This is a genomic window from Rahnella sp. JUb53, from assembly GCF_004346065.1.
GTDB lineage: Bacteria > Pseudomonadota > Gammaproteobacteria > Enterobacterales > Enterobacteriaceae > Rahnella > Rahnella variigena.
Genome location: NZ_SLYT01000007.1, coordinates 202745 through 225923 on the forward strand (window position 1 = coordinate 202745; position 23179 = coordinate 225923).

A 23179-nucleotide genomic window follows, 5' to 3' on the forward strand; every position below is an offset into this window, starting at 1 on the left:
AACAGTAACGGAGCGCAGATCCCTGCGCTCCTGAAACAAAATCATAAATAACAAATAATTATCCCAACAAAGAACGACGGCCACGGGGCAATTTTTCCGCCCTCAAAGACCGGAGTCTGAGCAAATTAAGGTGAATGTGAGATGCAAAGGTTAAATCGCCGTGACTTCCCTGGCCGTCAGCACCCGGACAAAATTATTCAATTTGGTGAAGGTAACTTCTTACGTGCGTTTGTTGACTGGCAAATCGACCTGCTGAATGAACATACTGATCTCGATGCCGGTATCGTAGTGGTGCGCCCGATTGATACTGATTTCCCGCCTTCACTGAGCACTCAGGATGGTTTGTATACGACCATCATCAGCGGTTTGAACGAGCAGGGTGAAACAGTGCGTGATACCCGCATCATCCGTTCCGTTAACCGCGAAATTAATATCTACCATCAGTTTGATGAATATCTGGCGCTGGCCCGCGACCCGAATATCCGCTTCGTGTTCTCCAACACCACCGAAGCCGGTATCAGCTATGTCGAGAGCGATCGTCTGGAAGACGCGCCTCCGGCAAGTTTCCCGGCCAAGCTGACCCGTTTGCTGTTCGAGCGTTTCACGCATTTCTCCGGTGCGGCTGATAAAGGCTGGGTTCTGCTGCCTTGCGAACTGATCGACTACAACGGCGAGGCATTGCAGGAACTGGTGCTGCGTTACGCGCAACAATGGTCGCTTCCGGCGGCATTCACCCAGTGGCTGGAAAACAGCAATACATTCTGCTCAACGCTGGTTGACCGCATCGTCACCGGTTATCCACGCAGTGAGGTCGACAGCCTGCAGGAAGAACTGGGCTATCAGGACAGCTTCTTTGACAGCGCGGAGCACTTCTACCTGTTCGTCATTCAGGGGCCAAAAAGTCTGGCTCAGGAACTGCGTCTGGACAAACTGCCGCTGAATATCCGTCTGGTTGATGACATCAAACCGTATAAAGAACGCAAAGTGGCGATCCTCAACGGCGCGCACACTGCGCTGGTGCCGGTGGCCTTCCTGGCAGGACTGAATACTGTGGGCGAGTCGATGAATGACGCGCAAATCAGCCGCTTCGTCGAACTGGCGATCGCCGAGGAAATCTCGCCGGTGCTGGACCTGCCGCAGGATGAACTGACGTCGTTTGCACAGGCGGTGCTCAGCCGTTTCCGCAATCCGTTCATTCAGCATCAGTTGCTGTCGATTGCCCTGAATGGCATGACCAAATACCGCACCCGTATTTTGCCGCAACTGCTGGCGAGTCAGGAAAAGAATCAGCTTCTGCCTCCGCGGCTGACCTTTGCGCTGGCGGCGTTACTGGCGTTTTACCGGGGTGAGCGTAACGGTGAAGTTTATCCGCTGCAGGACGATGCACACTGGCTGAGCCGTTTCTCCGGCCTGTGGAGTGATGTGCGTAACGGCAGCCTGCCGCTGATCGGGCTGGTCGAAACTGTGCTGGCGGATGAAGAACACTGGGGACGTGACCTGAATACCGTGCCGGGTCTGACGGCAAAAGTGACCGAGCAATTGCAGGCGATTGATGATCGCGGCATGCGTGATGCGTTGGCGGCTTACAGCTAAGAGAGCAACTATGCAAAGTATCATTCAAATTCATACCGCTGATAATGTCGCTGTGGCCTTACGCGATATCGACGCGGGCGAGCAGGTTGAAGCGGGCGGGTATTCTGTTGTTCTGGCTCAGCCTGTGGCGCGTGGTCATAAGTTTGCCCTGCGCCCGATTGCGGCCGGGGAAAACATTGTTAAATACGGTTTGCCGATCGGGCATGCGCTGGCGGACATCGGGGCGGGTGTGCATATTCACTCGCAAAATGGCAAAACCAATCTCAGCGATCTGGACGAATACCAGTATCAGCCTGATTTCGCCACTGTACCTGAACAGATGGCGGATCGTGATGTGCAGATCTACCGCCGTAAAAACGGTCAGGTCGGGATCCGTAATGAACTGTGGCTGATCCCGACCGTTGGTTGCGTCAACGGGATCGCCCGTCAGATCCAGACACGTTTCCTGAAAGAAACCAATGATGCGGAAGGCACCGACGGTGTTTACCTGTTTACACATCCGTTTGGTTGCTCGCAACTGGGCGACGACCATGTGAACACCCGTACCATGCTGCAAAACATGGTGCGCCACCCGAATGCGGGCGCAGTGCTGGTGATCGGCCTCGGTTGTGAAAACAATCAGGTGGATGTGTTCCGTGAAACGCTGGGCGACGTTGACGAAGAGCGTGTGCGTTTCATGACGCTGCAAAAATTCGACGACGAAGTGGAAGCCGGACTGGAACGTCTGCGCGAGTTGTATGCCGTGATGCGTGACGATAAACGCGAGCCGGGCAAACTCAGCGAGCTGAAATTTGGCCTGGAATGCGGCGGTTCTGACGGCTTGTCAGGCATCACCGCTAACCCGCTGCTGGGACGTTTCTCTGATTACGTGATCGCCAACGGCGGGACTTCCGTGCTGACAGAAGTGCCTGAAATGTTTGGTGCGGAACGCATTCTGATGAGCCGTTGCCGCGATGAAGGTACGTTTGAGAAAACCGTTCACATGGTGAATGATTTCAAACAGTACTTCATCGAACACAATCAGCCAATTTACGAGAATCCGTCTCCGGGTAACAAAGCCGGTGGTATCACCACGCTGGAAGAAAAATCGCTGGGCTGTACGCAGAAAGCCGGTCAAAGCCCGGTGATGGACGTGCTGAAATACGGCGAACGTCTCTCCACGCCAGGCCTGAACCTGCTGAGTGCGCCGGGTAACGATGCCGTTGCCACCAGTGCGCTGGCGGGTGCCGGTTGCCATATGGTGCTGTTTAGTACCGGCCGCGGTACGCCATACGGTGGTTTTGTTCCGACGGTGAAACTGGCAACCAACAGCGAACTGGCGGCGAAAAAACCGCACTGGATCGATTTCGATGCCGGACAACTGATCCACGATGTGAGCATGGATCAGCTGCTGGGTGAATTTGTGGATCTGATCGTGGCGATCGCCGATGGCCGCAAAGCCAAAAACGAACTCAATGATTTCCGTGAATTAGCCATCTTTAAAAGCGGTGTCACATTGTAACCGCTCAGGTTTATCGTTAGGATGAAACGGCGTTTCAGTTATGAAGCGCCGTTTGCTTTTGCAGCGCAAGACCTCCACGTATGAGACTCCTGACAAATGACGTATTACTGGTTTGCCCAGTCAGTTGGTGTTGTGGCCTTCGTGGTCGGCATCACGATGTTTTTCAACCGCAGCGACCGACGCTTCAAACAACAGCTTTCTGCCTACAGCGCCATTATCGGCGTGCATTTCCTGATGATGGGCGCAGCCCCCGCAGGCATGAGCGCCTTACTGAATTCCCTGCGCACGCTGATTTCACTGCGCACCCGTAACCAGTGGATCATGGTAGTTTTCATTGTGCTGACGCTGGTGTTAGGGCTTAGCCGCGCACATCACTGGGTAGAATTATTGCCGGTCGGCGCGACAGTGGTCAGTACCTGGGCGCTGTTTCGCACCAGCGGGCTGACCACGCGCTGCATTATGTGGTGCTCAACCTGCTGCTGGGTAGTGCACAACATCTGGCTCGGTTCGATTGGCGGATCGCTTATCGAAGGCAGTTTTCTGGTCATGAACGGCTTTAACATCATCCGCTTCCGCCGCCTGCAACTGCGCGGTATCGACCCGTTCGAGGTCGAGAAGAAGATAGTTCAGAAGATGGATGAAAATAAAGCAGCGGAGTGAGATATCACTCCGCCAGAAGCGGATTTATTCTTCCAGTTTCAGCGGCGGTAACTGACCAAAAATGCTCAGCAGCCCTTCGCCCCAGCCTTTGCGGATCATGTCGAAATACGGGTGCGTTTCGGTGATGCGGTGCTGTTGCGCGGCGCTGAAGCTGTCGGTCTGGTAGGTCATCACATCCAGTGGCAGGCCGACGGAAAGATTACTGCGCAGCGTCGAATCCATCGAAATCAGCGCACATTGCATCGCCTGATCCAGCGCGGTGTCGTAGCTCAGCACGCGATCAATAATCGGCTTGCCGTACTTACTTTCACCGATCTGAAAATACGGCGTGTCGTGTGTGGCTTCGATGAAATTCCCCTGCGGATAAATGTGGAACAGCCGCAGGCCTTCGCCCTTAATCTGGCCGCCGAGCAGCAGGTTGCAGCTGAAATCCGTGTTGCCGCCCTGATTCGCGCCGCTGTCCCGTGCAATCACTTCACGTACCGTTTCACCCAGCAGGCTGGCGGCATCGTACAGCGACGCCACGTTCAGCAGGTTTTCCCGCTCATCGTCTAAGCAGCGGCGATGCAGCAGGCTGATAATGCTTTGCGTGGTCGCCAGATTTCCGGCGCTCTGGATCACCAGCACACGTTCATCACTTTGATGAAAAACATGCAGTTTACGGAAGGTGGAAATATGGTCCACTCCGGCATTGGTGCGTGAGTCTGACACAAACACCAGGCCTGAGGACAAGCGCATGGCCACACAGTAAGTCATAAAAATTTTCCTCAGGCGTCAGGTTTATTGTGGTACGTCGAGCATGGCAACGGCCGCGACAGTGCGCATGTCTTCGCTTCCTCCACCCAACCGGATACCGCGGACCGGGCATGCATCAAGATAATCTATGCCGATAGCCAGTTTCAAATGCTGATTCGGTTTACAGGTGTTATTGGTGACATCAAAGCTCTGCCAGCGGTCATCCAGCCAGGCTTCTGCCCAGGCGTGCATGGCCACGTGTGTCGAATCTTCCGAGTAAAGATAGCCGCTGACGTAGCGCGCCGGAATGCCCAGACTGCGGCAACAGGCGAGGAACACGTGGGTGTGATCCTGACACACGCCGGTTTGCGCCGAAAACGCCTGCGAGGCGCTGTCTTTGACCGTGGTGGTGCCCGGGTTGTAAGGCATTTTCAGCAGCAGTTCGCCCATCAGACTGCACAGACTTTCGTGCTGCGCCTGCGGACGGTAATAACGGCTGGCGAAATCGCGGATCGCGCCGTCAGCCAGCGTCAGCGGGCTGGTGCGTAAAAATACCAGCGGCGAAAGATGCCCGCAGTTGTCATCCTCCGTATTGTCTTCAATCTCGACCACGCCGTTGGCGACGATGGTGATCGCCTGATGCGGCTGATCCAGTGTCAGGACATGCAACACATTGCCGTAGGCATCCAGCGTGCGGGTGGCGTATTCCGGTAACGTCAGATCCCATGACAAAATCTTCTGATGGCTGGAATCCTGCGGGGTCAGGCGCAGATATTGCGTGCTGTGTTTAACCTGTTGCGCATAGGTGTAATGCGTCTGATGCGTGACATTCAGTTTCATTATTGAGCCTCCAGATAGGTTTGATGAATGCTCTCAGCGATGGCATTGGTCTGGTCAAGGAATTGCATTAACCAGGGACTGAGGCCCATCTCAACAATTTCATCCATTTCGGTGAAACGCAGCTGAGCGTGAAGGGTATGAACACGGCGGCGGGGCAGATTACCCGCCGTGCCACCGATTTCCTCCAGCTGTTCGGCCATGATTTCGACACAGGAAAGCAGTGAGCGTGGTAGCTCGCGGCGCAGCACCAGCAGTTCGGCAATGTGCTTCTGGCTGAGTTGTTGCTTGTATAACGTGTGGAACGCTTCGCGGGCGCTGACGGCACGCAGCAACGTGTCCATCCGGTAGTATTCGCGCACCGGATCTTCATCGGCATTCAGCAACTGATTTTTGGCATCAAGCAGGCGCGCGGTGCTGTCTGCGCGTTCCAGCATGGTGCCGAGGCGGATAAAGTTCATCGCATCACTGCGCAGTAAGGTACCGAACATCGCGCCGCGAAACAGATGTGAGCGTTCCTTAACCCAGTCGAAGAAAGAGTCTGCACCGGCAGAACCGACGCCCTGACGGCGGATCAGTTTCATCTCAATCCAGGTGGCATTGATGCTTTCCCAGACTTCAGACGACAGGCTGCCGCGCACGGCATGCGCATTGTTCCAGGCCATTTGCAGGCAACTGAAAATGCTGCTGTGGTTGAAACTGTCCAGTGCGAAAAAGTTGAGCAGATTGCTCATCGTCTCCTGCGGATAATGTTCACTGAATAACGTGCGCGTGCCGGTCATGGTCAGCGGCACCAGCAGATCATTGTTTTCATCGCGGGCGTTGACGTCACGGATCGACATCATCGACAGCTTATTGGTCACGTCCAGCAGGCGTGCGATATTTTCGGCGCGTTCCAGATAACGCGCCATCCAGTACAGTTCGCTGGCTGTTCTGCTTAGCATGCGTCATCCTCCGTTGGATTTTCTTCCAGCACCCAGGTGTCTTTGGTGCCGCCGCCCTGTGATGAGTTCACCACCAGCGAACCTTCTGCCAGCGCCACGCGGGTTAAACCGCCCGGTACCAGACGGATTTCCGCGCCGGTCAGGGCAAAAGGCCGCAGGTCGATATGTCGCGGTGCCAGTCCGTTGCCGACAAACGTCGGGCAGGTGGAAAGCGCCAGTGTTTCCTGGGCGATGTAGTTTTCCGGGCGGGTACGCAGTAAATCGCGGAAGCGTTCAATTTCCGCCTTGCTGGCGGTCGGGCCAATCAGCATGCCGTAACCGCCTGCGCCATGAACCTCCTTCACCACCATTTTTTCCAGATTCGCCAGCACGAAAGACAGATCGCTTTCCTTGCGGCATTGCCAGGTCGGCACGTTATTGAGGATCGGATCTTCCGCGAGATAGTAGCGGATCATCTCCGGCACATACGGGTAGATCGATTTGTCATCCGCTACGCCGGTGCCGATCGCATTCGCCAGCACCACGCCACCGGATCGATAAACTGAAAGCAGGCCGGGAACGCCGAGCATGGAATCGGCGCGGAAGGCCAGCGGATCGAGGAACGCATCGTCGATACGCCGGTAAATCACGTCAATTTTGCAGGGGCCGGCGGTGGTGCGCATAAACACCGCGCCGTCTTTGACGAACAAATCGACGCTTTCCACCAGTTCAACGCCCATTTGCTGGGCGAGGAAACTGTGCTCGAAATAGGCGCTGTTAAAGCGGCCCGGCGTCAGTACCACAACGGTCGGATCGTTGACAGGCGTGCTTTCGCGCAGGGTTTGCAGTAAGTGGGATGGGTAGCGGGACACCGGCGCGATACGCTGTTCTGCAAACAGTTCGGGGTATAACCGCATCATCATCTTGCGGTTTTCCATCATGTACGACACGCCGGACGGCGTACGCAGGTTGTCCTCCAGCACGTAATATTCGCCATCACCGCCGCGCACCATGTCGGTTCCGGCAATGTGGGCGTAGGTATCGCGATGAAGATCAATGCCCTGCATGCACGGCTGATACTGATCGTTGGCCAGCACCTGTTCCGCCGGGACGATCCCTGCTTTGAGGATCTTCTGGTCGTGGTAAATATCGTGCAGAAAAGCATTCAGCGCCTGAACCCGCTGGCAGATCCCGCGATCGAGCATTTGCCATTCGCTGGCCGGAATAATGCGCGGCACGCTGTCGAACGGGATCAGCCGTTCCGCACCATCATCTTCGCCGTAAACGTTAAAGGTAATTCCCACCCGATGGAATAACAGCGCAGCTTCCTCTTTTTTGCGCTGGACTGCCTGTTGATCAGCTTGCTGCAACCACTGCCAGTAGGCCTGATAATGGCTGCGATGTTTGCCATCCGCCATTAACATCTCATCAAAAAAGGGTGAATCGGAAAGGTCAATCTTGATCATCATCACCTCACAAACTGGACAGGCTGCAATTGAATCGTTCAATAACAATGAAGATCAGGCATAAAGTGTGCCAGCGTGCAAAACGGGCTGAAAATCGGGGGAAAACAGACGGGACTGCTTAATTATAGAGCGTGAAAGGGTTTCCTTGCCTGAAAATGGGGCAAAAAAAACCAGCCCGCAGGCTGGTCTGGTGCATGGCTGGCGCGAATTAACGGCGGACGGCGATGGCTTCGATTTCGATTTTTACGTCTTTTGGCAGACGGGCAACTTCAACGCAAGAACGCGCCGGGAACGGAGCGTTGTGTTCAGTGAAGAACGCTTCGTACGTGGCGTTAACGGTGGCGAAGTCATTCAGATCTTTCACGAAAACGGTGGTTTTCACGATGTCTGAAACTTTCAGGCCAGCGGCTTCAACGATCGCCTGCACGTTTTCCAGTGACTGACGTGCCTGCGCAGCGATGTCGTCGGCGACCGCGCCGGTTTTAGGATCCACAGGGATCTGGCCGGAAGTGATGATCATGCTGCCCAGATCCACGCCCTGAACGTAAGGACCGATAGCGGCAGGGGCGTTTTCAGTGCTGATTTCGCGGGACATAATGTCTCCTGATTTGAGTTAAAGTGAATAAAAAATTATCCCTCAGTATAAAGGGTTAATCATTGTTCAGCACCACCTGATGCTCAAACTCTTTCTCGCAGTATTTGCATTTCAGGTGCACGCCGTCCGCACGCTGCTTGACTGCAAAGCTGGAATCCACCGGTTCAAAACGGCTGATGCAATTGCCGTTCGGGCAGCGCAGCACGCCGACAATACGGTCCGGCAGCGTCGGCATCAGCTTCTTCACCACGTCGTAATTGTCGATGCGGTTCACCGTCGCACGCGGGGCATATACCGCCAGCTGATTGACCTGTTCGTCGGTCAGGAAGGTGTTTTCGATTTTGATAATGTCTTTGCGGCCAAGTTCGCCGGACGGCAGGTTCAGGCCGACGGTCACACGTTGTTCAGTCTGGGTGAACTTGAACAGAGACAGCAATTTAAACCCGACCTGTGCCGGAATATGGTCGATAACGGTACCGCATTTGATCGCTTCAACCTGAAGTTTATTGTCGTGCGTCATAAAGTTTTCTCCTCAAGTTTACTGTGCAGTGTCTGCGTTCAGAACCAGCGCCAGCAAAGCCTGACGCGCAAAAATCCCGTTTCCGGCCTGCTGGAAATACCAGGCGTATGGCGTCTTATCCACATCCGGCGTGATTTCATCGATACGCGGCAGCGGATGCAGCACTTTCAGGTGCGGTTGGGCATTCGTCAGGTCGGCGGCGCGCAGCACAAACTGGGCTTTCACGTTGGCATATTCCGACGGATCCAGACGCTCTTTCTGTACGCGGGTCATGTACAGGATGTCGATTTCAGAAACCACTTCATCAATGCTGCTGTGCAGGCTGTATTCGATGCCTTTCTCTTCCAGCAGGCTCAGGATATAGCCCGGCATTGCCAGCGCATCCGGGGCGATAAAGTAGAAGCGGTTACCGTTAAATTTCGCCAGCGCCTGCGCCAGGGAATGTACCGTGCGGCCATATTTCAGGTCACCGACCATGGCGATTTTGATGTTGTCGAGACGCCCCTGCGTTTCCTGAATGGTGAACAAATCCAGCAGGGTTTGGGTCGGATGCTGGTTCGCGCCGTCACCGGCGTTGAGCACCGGAATACCGCCGGAGAATTCGGTTGCCAGACGTGCCGCGCCTTCCTGCGGGTGACGCATCACAATCGCATCGACATACGTGCTGATGACCGAAATGGTGTCGGCCAGCGTCTCGCCTTTTTTACCCAGCGACGTGTTGCTGCTGTCGGAGAAACCGACCACCGAGGCACCCAGACGATGCATTGAGGTTTCAAACGACAAGCGGGTGCGGGTTGAGGCTTCGAAGAAACAACTGGCGATCACTTTGTGTTTCAGCAATTCAGGCTGCGGGTTGGCTTTCAGGCTGGCAGCGGTATCGAGAACCAGCTCCAGCTCTTCGCGACTGAGATCGTTGATCGAAATGATGTCTTTCTGATACAGCGGATTGGCCATAGTCATTCTCCTGTTCTTTACGCGTAAAAAGTGGGGCACTCAAATTCCGGACAAAAAAAAGCCCCTCAATGAGGGGCTTTCAATAAAACGGTAATACCACGGAAGAACAACGGCAGCGGGCTGCCTGATGGCACGGCGTTTGGTCGATCATCTGAGCACAAAACGTGGCGATTGTTCATGGGTTCTCCCGGCAAATTGTGGCGCATTATAGGCGGCTCACTGACGGCGTCAAGCGGAAAAATGGCCTAGGGCAAACGGTTGCTGCTGTGGTTTTCCTTTATCGCCAGTATCCGCCTGATTGTCCTGCAAACTCTGTCCAGCGCTGTCGTTTCCCGTGGTGCTACCAGCACGGAAGTGCTCGACGCGATCACCCCGAGCACCTCCGGCAAACGGTGCTGATCGATAATCCGTCCCACGGCGCGGCCATAGCCCGACATGACATGGACCACCACAAACTGAGGGTTGTGATCCACATCGGTGACCATTTCACTTACTGACCTCAGGGCATCAGGAACAAGCTGAGACTGCTCATTCAGGGCATAAATCTTTTTGCCTTTGGCATTCTGCACCTTCATCACACCCAGCGTTTTCAGTAATTGTGAAATGGTGGACTGGCCGATATTCCGGTATCCCGCCCGCTGGAACTCCTGCCGCAATTCTTCCTGTGATGAAAAACTCCGGCTGGCAATCAGCTGATGGCAGAGGATCAGTTGCTGGTGTTCTTTTTCAAGTGCAGACAACGTTCTTTTCATGGTTATATTCCCGGTAAATAAAAGGACGTCAACATGGCAAAAAAATCATTTTCTACAAAGACTTAAATCAAAGAACCGAGACTTAACGCTAACATCAGTAATACCAGTAATATCCCCAGTAAAGGTGCGACCCATTTCAGCCAGCGGACATAAGGCACCCGCGCGATGGCCAGACCGCCCATCACCACGGCGGAGGTCGGTGTGACCAGATTGACCAGGCCGGAGGCGGACTGATACGCAGTGACCACCAGTTCACGGCCGATATGCGCGAAATCGGCCAGCGGCGCCATAATCGGCATGGTCATCACCGCCAGACCGGAAGAAGAGGGCACCAGAAAAGACAGCACCACTTCGAGCAGGAACATGACGTTGATGAAGATCACGTTGGATAATCCGGAAACGATGCCTTCGGCGCTGTGCAAAATAGTGTGGGTAATCATGCCGTTGTCCATGATCACCACAATGCCACGGGCAATACCGATGATCAGCGCCACGCCGAGCAGGTCGCGTGCGCCATCGATAAAGGTGGAAGTCAGCTCCTCTTCACTCATCCGCGCAACCAGCCCCACCAGGATCGCCGCAGCCAGGAAAACGCCGGAGATTTCCCCCATCCACCAGCCTTGTACCGATACGCCATAAATCATCACCACAAAAGCCAGTGCGAAGATCAGCAGGATGATTTTGCGCACGCCGGTAAAGGGCAGCAGTTCATCACTGCGGTTACCGAGAAAGTGGGCGCGGTTGCTTTCCTGCTGATCCGCCACGATGGAGAGTGAGGGATCGCGGCGTACTTTACGGGCATAGCGCATTACCCAGATCACGCAGATCAGCCAGCCGACGATCAGGATCGCCACGCGCAGGCCGATCCCGCTGGTGAAGGGGATCCCGGCGGCGTTGGCGGCAATCACCGTCGCGAAGGGATTGATCGTCGAACCGAGCGTGCCGATGCCTGCACCGAGCAGCACGGTAGCCGCAGCCACCAGCGGATCGAAACGTGCCGCCATCATCACCGGCACCAGCAGGGTATAAAACGGCAATGACTCTTCGGCCATGCCGTAAATGGTGCCACCGGCGGCAAACAGCGCCATCAGAATGGGGATCATCCACTCTTCTTTGCCCTTCAGCCGGACGGTAACCCGCTCTATTCCGGCGTCGATGGCTCCGGTTTTGGTCACGATGCCCAGAAAACCGCCGATGATCAGAATAAATAAGGCGACATCAATCGCGCCGGCCTGACCGGTGGTGTGGTTGTACAGGCCATCAATGGGCGCGAGGAAAATATCCACCAGCCCCTGCGGATTGCCGGTCACGGCGTGATAGGTGCCTGAGACGGGGACTTCTTTACCCAGTCCGGCATTCATCGCCATGTCGTACTGACCGGCGGGGATAATCCAGCTCAGGCCTGCAACCAGCGCGATAAGCACAAATAAAATGGTGTAGGCAGAAGGGAATTTGAATGTACGCATAAACGTAATCCTTAAAAAAAGGCGTGAAGGCAAAACGCCTTCACGCAAGGGGCTTAGTCGTCGCCAAGCGTGGCGACCATGACCGCTTTTATGGTGTGCATACGGTTTTCGGCTTCATCAAAAACGATGGAATGCGGGGACTCAAAAACGTCATCCGTCACTTCCAGCCCTTTCATGCCGTAAGCGATTTCCAGCTCCTTTCCGAGCGTGGTTTCTTCGTTATGGAAAGCGGGCAGGCAATGCATAAATTTGACGTCAGGATTGCCGGTGGCGTTAAGCACCGCAGCGTTAACCTGATACGGGGTCATCAGGCTGATACGTTCTGCCCAGGCGGTTTTGGCTTCGCCCATCGACACCCAGACATCGGTGTAAAGAAAATCGACGCCCTGTACACCTTCATCAACGTGTTCTGTCAGCAGGATCCTTGCGCCGGTAGTGCGGGCAATATCGCGGCAGACAGCGACCAGCGTCTCTTCCGGCCAGAAGGCTTTTGGCGCGACCAGACGGATGTCCATCCCCATTTTCGCCGCGCCGACCATCAGGGAATTGCCCATATTGTTTCGGGCATCGCCCAGATAAGCGAAGCTGATCTGACTGAGTTCTTTGCCCGGCGAGTGTTCAAGCATGGTCATCAGGTCGGCCAGGATTTGGGTCGGATGAAACTCGTCGGTCAGCCCGTTCCATACCGGTACGCCGGAGAATTCCGCCAGCTCTTCCACAATCTTCTGCGCAAAACCCCGGTATTCGATGCCGTCGTACATTCTGCCCAGCACACGGGCGGTATCTTTCATTGACTCCTTGTGTCCGATCTGGCTGCCGCCAGGACCGAGATAGGTCACGTGTGCGCCCTGATCAAACGCGGCGACTTCAAATGCACAGCGGGTGCGGGTGGAGGTTTTCTCAAAAATCAGCGCAATATTTTTTCCGCGCAGGCAGGGGCGTTCATGACCCGATTTCTTATCGTCTTTCAGCGCCAGCGCCAGGGTGATCAGTTGCTGAATTTCTTCCGGCGTGAAATCAAGAAGCTTAAGGAAATGACGGTTTTTCAATGTAGTAGTCATAAAATCATCCTGAAATAATGAAATGGGAGCGGGTTATTCCGCGCGGATACAGGTGCCTTTGAGACCGGCCAGAATGGCTTCGCCATCTTCCAGTGCGCCGATCCCCGCCAGCCCGTGACAGGCATCGACAAACTGGCAGGCGGCATTGACTTTCGGCCCCATGGATCCGGCATCGAAGGTCATGGCGGCGAGATCCCGCGGCGTGATGTGATGCAGCGGCCGCTGCTCCGGCGTGCCCCAGTCGAGGTACACCGCATCGGCATCGGTCAGGATCAACAGCGCGTCGGCCTGTAACTGACGCGCCAGCAGCGCCGCCGAAAGGTCTTTGTCGATGACGGCTTCCACGCCTTCCAGCCCGTCATTGGTCTGATGAACCGGCACGCCGCCGCCGCCATTGCAGATGACCAGGTAGTGCTGATCCAGCAAGGAACGAATGGCATCAATCTCGAGGATGCGCTGTGGTTGGGGGGACGCGACCACGCGGCGAAAATGCTGTCCGTCGGCTTTCATCACCCAGTTTTTTTCGGCAGCCAGATTTTCCGATTGCGCCTGCGTATAAACCGGGCCGATGTATTTCGTCGGGTTATCAAAGGCCGGATCGAGCAGGCTGACTTCCACCTGCGTCAGCAGGGTGCAGACGCGACTTTCCGGCAGACAATTTTTCAGCGCCTGTTGCAGCAGATAGCCGATCATCCCCTGAGTTTGTGCTACCAGAATATCGAGCGGGTAGGGCGTGACTGCCGGATAGGCGCTGTTTTGCAGCGCCAGCAATCCGACCTGCGGGCCGTTGCCGTGTACCAGCACCACCCGCCATTTCTGGCATAGCGCAGCCAGCGTTTTTGCCGCCACACAGATGTTTTTGCGTTGCAGTTCGGCCTCGAGCGGCTCGCCACGGCGCAGTAATGCGTTGCCGCCCAGAGCGACAACCAGAACAGGTTTGTTCATGAGATTTCCCCGGAGTCAGTGATCAGATGTCGTCGCGTTCAAGCGGGCAGCTCATGCAGCGCGCGCCGCCGCGGCCTCTTCCCAGTTCATCGCCCGGAATGGGGAGAACGGTGATCCCGGCTTTATCGTATTTTTCGTTAGTCCAGGTGTTGCGCTCGTAGCCGATCACCACGCCGGGGCGCACGGTCAGGACGTTATTGGCATCGTTCCATTGTTCGCGTTCGGCCTCGAAACTGTCACCGCCGGTGGTGATGAGTTTGATGTCATCAATGCCCAGCGCCTTACCGATAGCCCGCACGAACTGCGGTTCTTCGGTGCGGCGCAGGCCGCCGTGGCCGTCGTCGGTCAGCGTCCAGCACTGGGTGGTGTCGCGCACGACTTCCGGGTAGACGGAGAAGGTGTCGAAGTCGATATGGGTCATGACGGTATCGAGGTGCATGCAGGAGCGATGTTTGGGTAATTCCAGTGCAATCACTTTGGTGGCTTGCTGATGTTTGAACAGCGAACGGGCGAGGAACTCCACACCCTGCGGCGTCGTACGTTCGGATAAGCCAATTAATACCGCGCCACGACCAATGACTAATACGTCACCGCCTTCCAGTGTCGCGTGGTCATAATTAAATTCATCATCGCCAAAGTAAGTAATAAATTCGTTATCGGCAAAGTGAGGATGCCAGCGATATATGGCTCGCAGATTATTGGTTTCCCGTTTACGCGCCTCTTTTGCCATCGGATTCACCGATACGCCGTTATATATCCAGCAGGAAGTGTCGCGGGTAAATAAATGATTGGGTAATGGCTTAATCACAAAGTCATTTAACTGATGTGTATCCGTGACCATATTATGAAAAGTATCGGGGATTTCGCTGTAAGTTAATCCGCCGCTCATAAACCGGGCCGTTTGCCGGTGGGGTAAATCTGCCAGCCAGCCGCGGATTTCTTGGGCAAATTGTGGCCCCAGCCGGTAATCCGAGATTTGCCGGCTGAGCAGCCAGTCTTTGGCCTCGCGGTTGTCGAGGGTTTCAGTCAGCAGGTCAGTCAGCAATAAAACTTCCACGCCTTGCTGGCGCAGGGTCTGGCTGAAAATGTCATGTTCTTTCCCGGCCCGCTCAACAGACAACACATCATCGAATAATAATTCCTGACAGTTGGAGGGGGTCAGTCGCTGCAAACTTAAATTTGGCCGGTGAAGCATCACGCTGCGAAGTTGGCCTATTTCGGATCCTACATAATGCCGTTTCATATTTATCCCTTTTAGAAGACGAAATAATGTTCCGGTCAATTTCAGCTAAATTTCAGCTGAATTTCAGATAAAGAAATCCCGTGGAGAATAAAAAGCGTTATTCAGCCTGGAAGGAAGTGCGCCCGGAACGGAGTGAATAATATTCCGCGCAGGCATTTAATATGTGACTTCGATCGCATCAGAATAAACCGATGGTGATGGTTACCTGTTGATTGATAAACATCATTGTTTTACTTATTAGCATATTCAGTAAAGTGAATAATCACCGGAATATGAGAGTAATTATTCCTTCTGACAGTGAGTGACCGTATGAGATAATATTTATTCAATCCTAATTCGCTAAAAAATAAAGGATTTATTATGAATTTGCATAGAATGGCTTTTTTTGTGATTAAAGATTTATAACTTCTCAAAAATCCTAAATAACTATTATCTGTTTTTGCTGCTTTGGATTTAATTAAATATGTGACCGGCGGGTGAGTTTTTAGAAATAGCTCGTAAGACCAACAGGATGAAAGCGGCATACTGAATATGTTCTCAGGGTTTATGCAGTCTGACTGCATAACCATTGTTTCCCGGCTGAGGGTGACGTTCAGCCGCAAAAATATTTCCCATGAAGTTAAAATCTTGATCCCGCTCTGGCAACCGGACAGCAAACAGGATTAGTATTTATGAAACGCTGTTTCACTCATGCATTACAAACCCGAGGTTATGATGATCACAGGAAACATCCACGCGCTGCATCTCGTTCCTTATCTGCCCGCTGAATTGCGCGAGGCCATTGAATACGTTAAGCAACACATCACGGCGGACACGCCGCTGGGCAAACACGATATCCGTGGCGACGATGTGTTTGTGCTGATTTCCAATGATTCAACCGCGCCACAGGCCGACCGCCGTGCCGAATTCCACGCCCGTAATCTGGATATCCAGATTGTGCTGAACGGCACCGAAGGCATGACATTCAGTAACTTACCGGCAGGTTATGTGGATACTGACTGGCTGGAAGATAAAGACATCGCGTTTCTGGCCGCTGGTGAGCAGGAAAAAACCATGATCATGCAGACCGGCGATTTTGTGGTGTTCTATCCGGGTGAAGTGCATAAACCGCTGTGCGCGGTGGGCGAACCGGCCCATGTGCGTAAAGCGGTGGTTAAGATGAACGTCAGCGCATTGTCCGCTTAATGCTTATCGTGTAGCGCTTCGTGCGTTTGATCAGCTTCATCCGCCAGCGGCGCAGTCTGCCGAGGCGTTCCGGGGCTTTAAGTTTGTGTTTGATCCACACCACCTGCCACGGCTGGAGTCGCATCTGGCCGTTAAACGCTTCCCCGCTAATCAGATCTTTCCCTTCCACTGCCAGTTTCAATACCTGCGAATGATCGCTGATATTGAATACGCAGCTGATCCGATCCTCAGTTTTAGGATCATAACGTTCCATCGCAAACAGCGATTTACCCAGATCAAACACCCGTTGCCCCGCCTGGGGCGAAAATGCCGGATGTTCGCGGCGGTGCTTAATCAGTGCCTGTAAACCGTAAAATACGCGGGCGCTCAGACTGTCCTTTTTCTCCAGTTCTGCCTCAACTTTTACCAGCTCCAGCTTTTTACGGTTGATACGGCGGTTGATCCCGGACTGATGCATACCGTCAAGATCGTTCTCGCTGCCCAGCAGGCTATGGATATAAATCGCCGGTACGCCGATAAACGACAGCAACAGCGCCTGTGCGGCGAGAAATTTGCGCGCTTTCAGTCCGGTATCGTCATCCGGTTCGGTCAGCGCGCTGAGGTAATTAATGTTCAGTTCATAAGGCGAATGCGTGCCATCGCCGTTGTCTTTATAAGAGACGCGGCCTTCTTTACGCAGGGTTTCCTGCGCCATGTATTTGCGTTCCTCATCGCTGAGGAAGGTTTCTGTCGGACGCAAACCGATGCCGTCGTGACTGGCTAAAAAGTTGAAATAGGTGGTGTCAGGGTAACGTGCTTCGGCATTCAGGCTTTGCGCCCACTGGGTGAGCGTGGTGGTGTCCTGGCGTAGAAAGGCGTGCAGCGTGAGCGGCGGCAGCGGGAACTGATACACCATGTGTGCCTCATCGCCTTCTCCGAAATAACTGATATTTTCGTGATGCGGCACGTTGGTTTCGGTGATGATCCGCGTGCCGGGGATCACTTCATCAAGGATGGTCCGCCAGACTTTGATGATGTTATGCGCCTGCGGCATGTGAATGCAGCGCGTCCCGGCCTCCTTCCAGATATACCCAATCGCATCGAGGCGGATCGACTGCCCGCCACTGGCGGCGTACTGCAACAGCACATCAATACTTTCCAGCAAAACCTGCGGATTTTTGAAATTGATATCCACCTGATCTTCACTGAACGTGGTCCACAGGTATAACTCATTGCCGTCGGCTTTGATAAACGGCGTCAGCAGCGGCGAGGCGCGGGGGCGCACAACGCGGCTGTAATCCAGCGCAGGATTCGAGGCAATAAAGTAATCTTTGTAATAAGGATCGTCATGCAGATAGCCTTTCATCCATTCGCTTGAGCGGGAGATATGGTTGATCACGCAGTCAAACATCAGGTTGAAATTAGCGGAAAGGTGATGAATATCCGACCATCCGCCGAGATGTTCGTCGATACGCCGGTAGTCGATGACGCTGAAGCCGTCGTCAGAGCTGTACGGATACATCGGCAGAATATGGATGTCGCTGATAATCTCGCGCAGATAGGTATTGGCGAAGTGATTCAGCGTCGCCAGCGGCGGTTGTTCGCCGTGACGAATATTGTCGCCATAAGTAATCAGATAAATGTTGGTGCCATCCACCCAATCGGTGGTGCGGTGCTTGCCGTAATTCCATTTGTCGGCGAGATGCAGGATTTTTTTCAGCAGGTCGGCGATGTGTTCCCTGGGGTAAATCCTGCTTAACAGGCTTTCCAGCCGCAGGACATACTCAAGATTAACTGAGCTCATATCGGTTCCTTCTTACTGCGTTTCTGTTTTTCTATTGAACAGGTTAAAACCAAAGCGCTTTAAAAAGGGTAGTTGAAAATGAGGTCTTCTGACGGGAACGGGCGGGATAAAGTGCAAAACGTTGTAAATATTGCGACGTGCAGAAAGTTCATCCTTACTGCACGTCGGGGATAAATCAGGCGTTGCTGAGCGTAGCGACCATCACCGCTTTGATGGTGTGCAGACGGTTTTCCGCCTGATCAAACACCACGCTGTGGCTGGACTCAAAGACGTCATCCGTGACTTCCATGCCGCCTTGCAGGCCGTATTCTTCCGCCATTTGCTTGCCGAGCGTGGTCTGGTCGTCATGGAATGCAGGCAGACAATGCAGGAATTTCACCTGCGGATTGCCGGTCAGCGCCAGCATCGCGCTGTTGACCTGATAAGCGCGCAGCAAATTAATACGCTCTTTCCAGACTTCTTTTGGCTCGCCCATGGAAACCCACACGTCGGTATACAGGAAATCAGCGTCTTTCACGCCAGCCGCAATATCTTCGGTCAGGGTGATATTGCCGCCATTTTCTTGTGCCAGATGCGTGCAGGTGGCGACCAGTTCAGCTTCCGGCCAGCAGGCTGAAGGCGCGACCAGACGCAAATCCAGACCGCTTAACGCGGCGGCTTCCAGCAGTGAATTGCCCATATTGTTACGGGTGTCGCCCAGATACGCCAGACGCATACCTTGCAGCGGCTGGCCCGGTAAATGCTCCTGCATGGTCAGCAGATCAGCCAGCAACTGGGTCGGATGGAATTCGTTGGTTAAGCCATTCCAGACCGGCACACCGGCGTATTGCGCCAGAATTTCGACTTTATCCTGACCGAAACCGCGATACTGAATACCGTCGTACATGCGGCCGAGGACGCGGGCGGTATCTTTCATCGATTCTTTATGGCCGATCTGGCTGCCACTAGGGCCGAGATAGGTGACTTTCGCCCCCTGATCATAAGCGGCAACTTCGAAAGAGCATCGGGTGCGGGTTGAGTCTTTTTCGAAGATGAGCGCGATGTTTTTGCCTTGCAGACTGGCTTTTTCGGTGCCGTTCTTTTTAGCGGCTTTTAATTCTGCGGAGAGTTTCAGCAGTGACGAAATCTCTGACGGGGTAAAATCCAGTAACCTGAGAAAATGACGTTTACTCAACAAACTCATGATGTCGCTCCATAGCGCGTAAGCATTTCGGATTGAATTAAAATTCAATTTAACTGGATGAATATGCAATTACAACCCCGCCGAGAAAACTTTCTCTTTAATAGTGGAGACGCGCCCTGCGGTGTGTGAAAATAGCGTACAAACGTCACATTGATTGAGGACAGAGATATGGCAAACCGTGAATTGCTGGAAGAACAACGTGAAGAGACTCGCTTAATCATCGAAGAACTGCTGGATGATGGCAGTGATCCTGACGCGCTTTACACTATCGAACACCACTTATCTTCAGAAAAGTTTGAAGTTCTGGAGAAAGCAGCAGTCGAAGCTTTCAAGCTGGGTTACGAAGTGACTGACCCTGAAGAACTGGAAGTAGAAGACGGTTCTCTTGTGATGTGCTGTGACGTGATCAGCGAAATCGCGCTGAAAGCGGAACTGATCGACGCTCAGGTTGAACAGCTGATGAACCTGGCTGAAGCCAACGGCGTTAACTACGACGGCTGGGGCACTTACTTCGAAGGCGATGACGACGAAGAAGGTGAAGAAGGCGAAGATTTCGTTGATGAAGATGATGACGGGAAACGTCATTAATCTGGCTCCCTCCCCTGCGAAGGGGAGGGCTGGGGTGGGGTATTGATGATAACTCTACATTTGATGTTGTCAGCTAAACCCCCTCCCGACCTCCCCCTTCGCAGGGGGAGGAGTTAATTAAAGCACTTCCCCGTTGCTCTCAATCACTTTCTGATACCAGCCGAAGCTCTCTTTTTTCGAGCGAGCCATGGTGCCGGTGCCATCGTCATTTTTATCCACGTGGATAAAGCCATAGCGTTTGCTGTACTGACCGGTGGTAAACGACACGCAGTCGATGCAGCCCCACGGCGTATAACCCATCAGATCCACACCATCTTCCAGCACGGCTTTTTTCATCTGCTCGATATGTGCTTTCAGATAAGCGATACGGTAATCGTCGTGAATAACGCCGTCATCACCCGCTTTGTCGATAGCACCAAAGCCATTCTCGACAATAAACAGCGGCTTCTGATAACGCTCGTACAAAATATTCAGGGTGTAACGCAGTCCGACCGGATCAATCTGCCAGCCCCAGTCAGACGCTTTCACGTGCGGATTCGGCACGCTGCCCGCAAAACCTGACAAACCGTTATCATCACTTGGATTGTGCGCTGAGATCGCGTTGCTCATGTAATAGCTCAGGCCGATGTAATCCGCACAGCCGTCGCGCAGCGCCTGCAAATCGCCGTCTTCCATTTTGATGTTGAAGCCACGGCGTTCCCACTCTTTCAGGGCATACGCCGGGTAATAACCGCGCATATGGACATCGCTGAACAGGAAGCGTTCGTGCATCGCCTCAACGGAATACATCACATCGTCCGGATGGCAGGAGAACGGATACAGCGGCACCATGGCGATCATGCAGCCAATCTGGAAATCAGGGTTGATTTCATGACCGAGCCTGACCACTTTGGCGCTGGCAACGAACTGATGATGCAGCACCTGATACATCGTTTCTTCCGGATTTTCCTCCCCGGTAAATACCACACCGGAGCAGCAATAACCGAACAACGGATATTTCCAGTTACGCTGGTTATTGATCTCGTTGAAGGTCATCCAGTATTTCACTTTGCCTTTGTAGCGTTCCATTACCACCTGGCTGAAACGTACAAAGAAATCCACTACCTGGCGGTTTTTCCAGCCACCGTATTCCTTCACCAGATGCCACGGCATTTCGAAGTGGGAAAGGGTGATCACCGGCTCGATATTGTGTTTGAGCAGTTCATCAAACATGTCGTCATAGAATTGCAGACCGGCTTCATTTGGCTGTAATTCGTCACCATTCGGGAAGATGCGCGTCCAGGCAATCGAGGTACGGAAACATTTGAAGCCCATTTCTGCGAACAGAGCGATGTCTTCTTTGTAATGCGAGTAAAAATCGACAGCTTCGTGATTCGGATAGCTGTAGCCGTCAAGCACGCCGTCGGTCATTACACGGTCAACGCCGTGCGCGCCGCCGGAAAGGACGTCACAGATGCTGATGCCTTTGCCGCCTTTGTTCCAGCCGCCTTCCACCTGATGTGCTGCGACTGCGCCGCCCCATAAGAAATCTTTCGGTAACTGATGACTCATTTGATTCTCCCTGGATACTTATTGAGGGCAGATTGCTTCTGCCCTGTAGATCGTAATGTCAGATTTAATTCATTTCTGCCTGAGTGGCACGTCGGGTTTCTGCCTGTACTTTTTTGGTCGCGGCAACGTCGGGTTCATCTTTAAATCCGACCAGCCAGGTAAACAGCGCACCGAGCACAAAGGCGACGGTAATCGACAGCAGGAAACCGAGGAACTGCGGCATGTGGCCTTCTTTGAAGAACACCGGCAGTACGGCGATACCCGGCAGACAGTAGCTCCATGACACGGCGTTAAAGGAACCGGCGATCGCACCGCCGATACCGCCCGCGACACAGCTGCACAGGAATGGTTTTTTCAGGCGCAGCGCCACACCGTAAATTGCAGGTTCAGTGATACCAAACAGGCCGGTGACGCCAGCGGACAGCGAGATACCTTTCATTTCGCGGCTGCGGGTTTTCAGGTACACGCCAAACATACTGCCGGTCATCGCGAAGACCGCGGAAGCCTGCAGACCGGTAAAGGTGTCATAACCCAGCGTAGCGTAGTTGCCGACGGTGACCGGCGTAATACCCCAGTGAACGCCGAGCGTTACCAGCGGCTGCCAGAATGCACCTACCACGAAACCGGCAATGGTCGGGCTGAGGTGATAAAGGGTGTTATAAACGCCGCCAATCGCGCCACCAATCAGGTTTCCGACCGGGCCAAACACCAGCAGCGTCATCGGTACCATAATCGCGATACAGAACATCGGTGTGAACAGATTGCGGATCACCACCGGCAGCACTTTATTAAAGAAGTGCTCGATATACGACATTGCCCAGACCATCAGAATGATCGGGATAACAGACGCGGTATAGCTCAGGTATTTCACCGGAATGCCGAGGAAATCGAGCGTCGGTGCGGAAACCGGAATACCGACTACATTCTGCAGGATATTCGCCATATCAGGATTGCTGACTGCTTCACGCATCAGCTGTTGCATGGCCGGATCGGCGGAGTTGATCGACGTAATTTTAAACGCCGTCACCATATTCATGTAATCAGGGCTGATCAGCGCGCAGGCCGTAATCACTGCGGTAAACGGATTGACGTTGAATTTTTTGGCTGCGGTAAACGCAATCATCACCGGCAGGAAGGTAAACGCTGTCCAGGACACAAAGTTGAGAATACGGTAGGTGCCGCTGTTCGCGTCCATAATGCCGACGGCAGCGAGGAAGGAGATAATTCCCTGCAAAATACCGCACGCCGCAAGCTGATAAAGAAACGGTGTAAAGATGCTGGAGATAACATCCATTACGCGGCTGACGATGCCCACATTGGGCGCGGAAACCGGTGCGTTTTCGTCAATCTCAATCAGTTTCAGAACCTGTTTATACGCGTCGCTCACGTGGTTGCCGATCACTACCTGCATCTGGCCGCCGGCCTCGATAACTGTAATCACGCCTTTCACGCGTTTTAATTCTTCTTTATCGACGGCGTTATTATCTTTCAGAACAAAGCGTAAGCGGGTGGCGCAATGTGTGATGCTAATCACATTATTATCGCCGCCAATATATTTAACAATATCCTGAGCTGTCTGAGCGTAATCAATAGCCATTATTTATTATTCTCCTGCGGGTATACAGAGGTGAGCTTTTT

Annotated in this window: 21 protein-coding genes; 5 read left to right on the plus strand and 16 right to left on the minus strand. The window is 53.6% G+C overall.

Annotated features, from left to right (window positions below; genetic code table 11):
- Window positions 1-141: 141 nt before the first annotated feature.
- The 3 genes from EC840_RS17475 (at window position 142) to EC840_RS17485 (ending at window position 3754) form a co-directional block, all read left to right on the plus strand.
- The gene (locus EC840_RS17475; protein WP_112288096.1) at window positions 142-1593 is read left to right on the plus strand and encodes a tagaturonate reductase; all 1452 of its coding nucleotides are present in this window, start codon (window positions 142-144) and stop codon (window positions 1591-1593) included.
- A 10-nt stretch (window positions 1594-1603) separates the two neighbouring features.
- On the plus strand, window positions 1604-3094 hold the full coding sequence (locus tag EC840_RS17480; RefSeq protein WP_132966338.1) for an altronate dehydratase family protein: 1491 nt from the start codon (window positions 1604-1606) through the stop codon (window positions 3092-3094).
- Between the two features lie 96 nt (window positions 3095-3190).
- The gene (locus EC840_RS17485) at window positions 3191-3754 is read left to right on the plus strand and encodes a YgjV family protein (RefSeq protein ID WP_112288098.1); all 564 of its coding nucleotides are present in this window, start codon (window positions 3191-3193) and stop codon (window positions 3752-3754) included.
- Window positions 3755-3778: 24 nt separating this feature from the next.
- Here the strand turns inward: EC840_RS17485 and EC840_RS17490 are convergent, their stop codons facing one another.
- The 12 genes from EC840_RS17490 to arcA all read right to left on the minus strand — a co-directional run bounded on the left by EC840_RS17490 (window position 3779) and on the right by arcA (window position 15251).
- A complete protein-coding gene (locus EC840_RS17490) occupies window positions 3779-4510 on the minus strand; it encodes a proteasome-type protease (protein WP_132966339.1) in 732 nt (243 codons plus the stop codon).
- Window positions 4511-4534: 24 nt separating this feature from the next.
- The gene (locus EC840_RS17495) at window positions 4535-5329 is read right to left on the minus strand and encodes a transglutaminase family protein (RefSeq protein ID WP_132966341.1); all 795 of its coding nucleotides are present in this window, start codon (window positions 5327-5329) and stop codon (window positions 4535-4537) included.
- Entirely contained in the window at window positions 5329-6270 is a 942-nt protein-coding gene (locus EC840_RS17500; protein ID WP_132966343.1) for an alpha-E domain-containing protein, read from the minus strand. The genes EC840_RS17495 and EC840_RS17500 overlap by 1 nt, the downstream gene beginning before the upstream one ends.
- Complete coding sequence (locus EC840_RS17505; protein ID WP_112288102.1) at window positions 6264-7715, minus strand: circularly permuted type 2 ATP-grasp protein; 1452 nt, start codon at window positions 7713-7715, stop codon at window positions 6264-6266. Before EC840_RS17505 ends, EC840_RS17500 begins: the two co-directional genes overlap by 7 nt.
- 208 nt (window positions 7716-7923) lie before the next feature.
- A complete protein-coding gene (gene ridA / locus EC840_RS17510; RefSeq protein ID WP_056776488.1) occupies window positions 7924-8310 on the minus strand; it encodes a 2-iminobutanoate/2-iminopropanoate deaminase in 387 nt (128 codons plus the stop codon).
- A gap of 55 nt (window positions 8311-8365) precedes the next feature.
- A complete protein-coding gene (gene pyrI, locus EC840_RS17515) occupies window positions 8366-8830 on the minus strand; it encodes an aspartate carbamoyltransferase regulatory subunit (RefSeq protein WP_013577172.1) in 465 nt (154 codons plus the stop codon).
- A gap of 18 nt (window positions 8831-8848) precedes the next feature.
- Window positions 8849-9784, minus strand: a complete 936-nt coding sequence (gene pyrB / locus EC840_RS17520) for an aspartate carbamoyltransferase (protein WP_112288103.1) — start codon at window positions 9782-9784, stop codon at window positions 8849-8851.
- Between the two features lie 245 nt (window positions 9785-10029).
- A complete protein-coding gene (locus EC840_RS17525; RefSeq protein ID WP_113876747.1) occupies window positions 10030-10536 on the minus strand; it encodes an ArgR family transcriptional regulator in 507 nt (168 codons plus the stop codon).
- 62 nt (window positions 10537-10598) lie between these two features.
- On the minus strand, window positions 10599-12002 hold the full coding sequence (locus tag EC840_RS17530) for a YfcC family protein (protein WP_132966345.1): 1404 nt from the start codon (window positions 12000-12002) through the stop codon (window positions 10599-10601).
- Window positions 12003-12055: 53 nt separating this feature from the next.
- The gene (gene argF, locus EC840_RS17535) at window positions 12056-13063 is read right to left on the minus strand and encodes an ornithine carbamoyltransferase (protein ID WP_132966347.1); all 1008 of its coding nucleotides are present in this window, start codon (window positions 13061-13063) and stop codon (window positions 12056-12058) included.
- 33 nt (window positions 13064-13096) lie between these two features.
- Window positions 13097-14008, minus strand: a complete 912-nt coding sequence (arcC, locus tag EC840_RS17540) for a carbamate kinase (protein WP_132966349.1) — start codon at window positions 14006-14008, stop codon at window positions 13097-13099.
- Between the two features lie 22 nt (window positions 14009-14030).
- Window positions 14031-15251 (minus strand): arginine deiminase, encoded by a 1221-nt coding sequence (gene arcA, locus EC840_RS17545; protein ID WP_132966351.1) that lies wholly within the window; start codon window positions 15249-15251, stop codon window positions 14031-14033.
- A 714-nt stretch (window positions 15252-15965) separates the two neighbouring features.
- Here arcA and EC840_RS17550 point away from each other — a divergent pair.
- Window positions 15966-16436, plus strand: coding sequence for a YhcH/YjgK/YiaL family protein (locus EC840_RS17550; protein WP_113876795.1), 471 nt, complete (start codon window positions 15966-15968; stop codon window positions 16434-16436).
- On the opposite strand, the gene EC840_RS17555 is transcribed toward EC840_RS17550, so the two are convergent.
- Window positions 16417-18219, minus strand: a complete 1803-nt coding sequence (locus EC840_RS17555) for a sugar phosphorylase (RefSeq protein WP_132966353.1) — start codon at window positions 18217-18219, stop codon at window positions 16417-16419. The two genes, EC840_RS17550 and EC840_RS17555, sit on opposite strands and share 20 nt — an antisense overlap.
- A gap of 175 nt (window positions 18220-18394) precedes the next feature.
- Window positions 18395-19402, minus strand: a complete 1008-nt coding sequence (argF, locus tag EC840_RS17560) for an ornithine carbamoyltransferase (RefSeq protein ID WP_132966355.1) — start codon at window positions 19400-19402, stop codon at window positions 18395-18397.
- Window positions 19403-19570: 168 nt separating this feature from the next.
- Here argF (EC840_RS17560) and rraB point away from each other — a divergent pair, with 168 nt between their 5' ends.
- Complete coding sequence (gene rraB / locus EC840_RS17565; protein WP_132966357.1) at window positions 19571-19990, plus strand: ribonuclease E inhibitor RraB; 420 nt, start codon at window positions 19571-19573, stop codon at window positions 19988-19990.
- A 117-nt stretch (window positions 19991-20107) separates the two neighbouring features.
- On the opposite strand, the gene EC840_RS17570 is transcribed toward rraB, so the two are convergent.
- Together EC840_RS17570 and EC840_RS17575 are read right to left on the minus strand one after the other, a co-directional pair.
- On the minus strand, window positions 20108-21541 hold the full coding sequence (locus tag EC840_RS17570) for a 6-phospho-beta-glucosidase (protein WP_113876754.1): 1434 nt from the start codon (window positions 21539-21541) through the stop codon (window positions 20108-20110).
- Window positions 21542-21605: 64 nt separating this feature from the next.
- Window positions 21606-23138, minus strand: coding sequence for a PTS transporter subunit EIIC (locus tag EC840_RS17575; protein WP_113876755.1), 1533 nt, complete (start codon window positions 23136-23138; stop codon window positions 21606-21608).
- Window positions 23139-23179 lie beyond the last annotated feature (41 nt).

What these genes read in the sequence shown, in the direction of transcription:
- EC840_RS17475 (WP_112288096.1), top strand. Translation starts at nt 142, where the DNA reads ATGCAAAGGTTAAATCGCCGTGACTTCCCTGGCCGTCAGCACCCGGAC.
- EC840_RS17480 (WP_132966338.1), top strand. Translation starts at nt 1,604, where the DNA reads ATGCAAAGTATCATTCAAATTCATACCGCTGATAATGTCGCTGTGGCC.
- EC840_RS17485 (WP_112288098.1), top strand. Translation starts at nt 3,191, where the DNA reads ATGACGTATTACTGGTTTGCCCAGTCAGTTGGTGTTGTGGCCTTCGTG.
- EC840_RS17490 (WP_132966339.1), bottom strand. Translation starts at nt 4,510, where the DNA reads ATGACTTACTGTGTGGCCATGCGCTTGTCCTCAGGCCTGGTGTTTGTG.
- EC840_RS17495 (WP_132966341.1), bottom strand. Translation starts at nt 5,329, where the DNA reads ATGAAACTGAATGTCACGCATCAGACGCATTACACCTATGCGCAACAG.
- EC840_RS17500 (WP_132966343.1), bottom strand. Translation starts at nt 6,270, where the DNA reads ATGCTAAGCAGAACAGCCAGCGAACTGTACTGGATGGCGCGTTATCTG.
- EC840_RS17505 (WP_112288102.1), bottom strand. Translation starts at nt 7,715, where the DNA reads ATGATCAAGATTGACCTTTCCGATTCACCCTTTTTTGATGAGATGTTA.
- ridA (WP_056776488.1), bottom strand. Translation starts at nt 8,310, where the DNA reads ATGTCCCGCGAAATCAGCACTGAAAACGCCCCTGCCGCTATCGGTCCT.
- pyrI (WP_013577172.1), bottom strand. Translation starts at nt 8,830, where the DNA reads ATGACGCACGACAATAAACTTCAGGTTGAAGCGATCAAATGCGGTACC.
- pyrB (WP_112288103.1), bottom strand. Translation starts at nt 9,784, where the DNA reads ATGGCCAATCCGCTGTATCAGAAAGACATCATTTCGATCAACGATCTC.
- EC840_RS17525 (WP_113876747.1), bottom strand. Translation starts at nt 10,536, where the DNA reads ATGAAAAGAACGTTGTCTGCACTTGAAAAAGAACACCAGCAACTGATC.
- EC840_RS17530 (WP_132966345.1), bottom strand. Translation starts at nt 12,002, where the DNA reads ATGCGTACATTCAAATTCCCTTCTGCCTACACCATTTTATTTGTGCTT.
- argF (WP_132966347.1), bottom strand. Translation starts at nt 13,063, where the DNA reads ATGACTACTACATTGAAAAACCGTCATTTCCTTAAGCTTCTTGATTTC.
- arcC (WP_132966349.1), bottom strand. Translation starts at nt 14,008, where the DNA reads ATGAACAAACCTGTTCTGGTTGTCGCTCTGGGCGGCAACGCATTACTG.
- arcA (WP_132966351.1), bottom strand. Translation starts at nt 15,251, where the DNA reads ATGAAACGGCATTATGTAGGATCCGAAATAGGCCAACTTCGCAGCGTG.
- EC840_RS17550 (WP_113876795.1), top strand. Translation starts at nt 15,966, where the DNA reads ATGATCACAGGAAACATCCACGCGCTGCATCTCGTTCCTTATCTGCCC.
- EC840_RS17555 (WP_132966353.1), bottom strand. Translation starts at nt 18,219, where the DNA reads ATGAGCTCAGTTAATCTTGAGTATGTCCTGCGGCTGGAAAGCCTGTTA.
- argF (WP_132966355.1), bottom strand. Translation starts at nt 19,402, where the DNA reads ATGAGTTTGTTGAGTAAACGTCATTTTCTCAGGTTACTGGATTTTACC.
- rraB (WP_132966357.1), top strand. Translation starts at nt 19,571, where the DNA reads ATGGCAAACCGTGAATTGCTGGAAGAACAACGTGAAGAGACTCGCTTA.
- EC840_RS17570 (WP_113876754.1), bottom strand. Translation starts at nt 21,541, where the DNA reads ATGAGTCATCAGTTACCGAAAGATTTCTTATGGGGCGGCGCAGTCGCA.
- EC840_RS17575 (WP_113876755.1), bottom strand. Translation starts at nt 23,138, where the DNA reads ATGGCTATTGATTACGCTCAGACAGCTCAGGATATTGTTAAATATATT.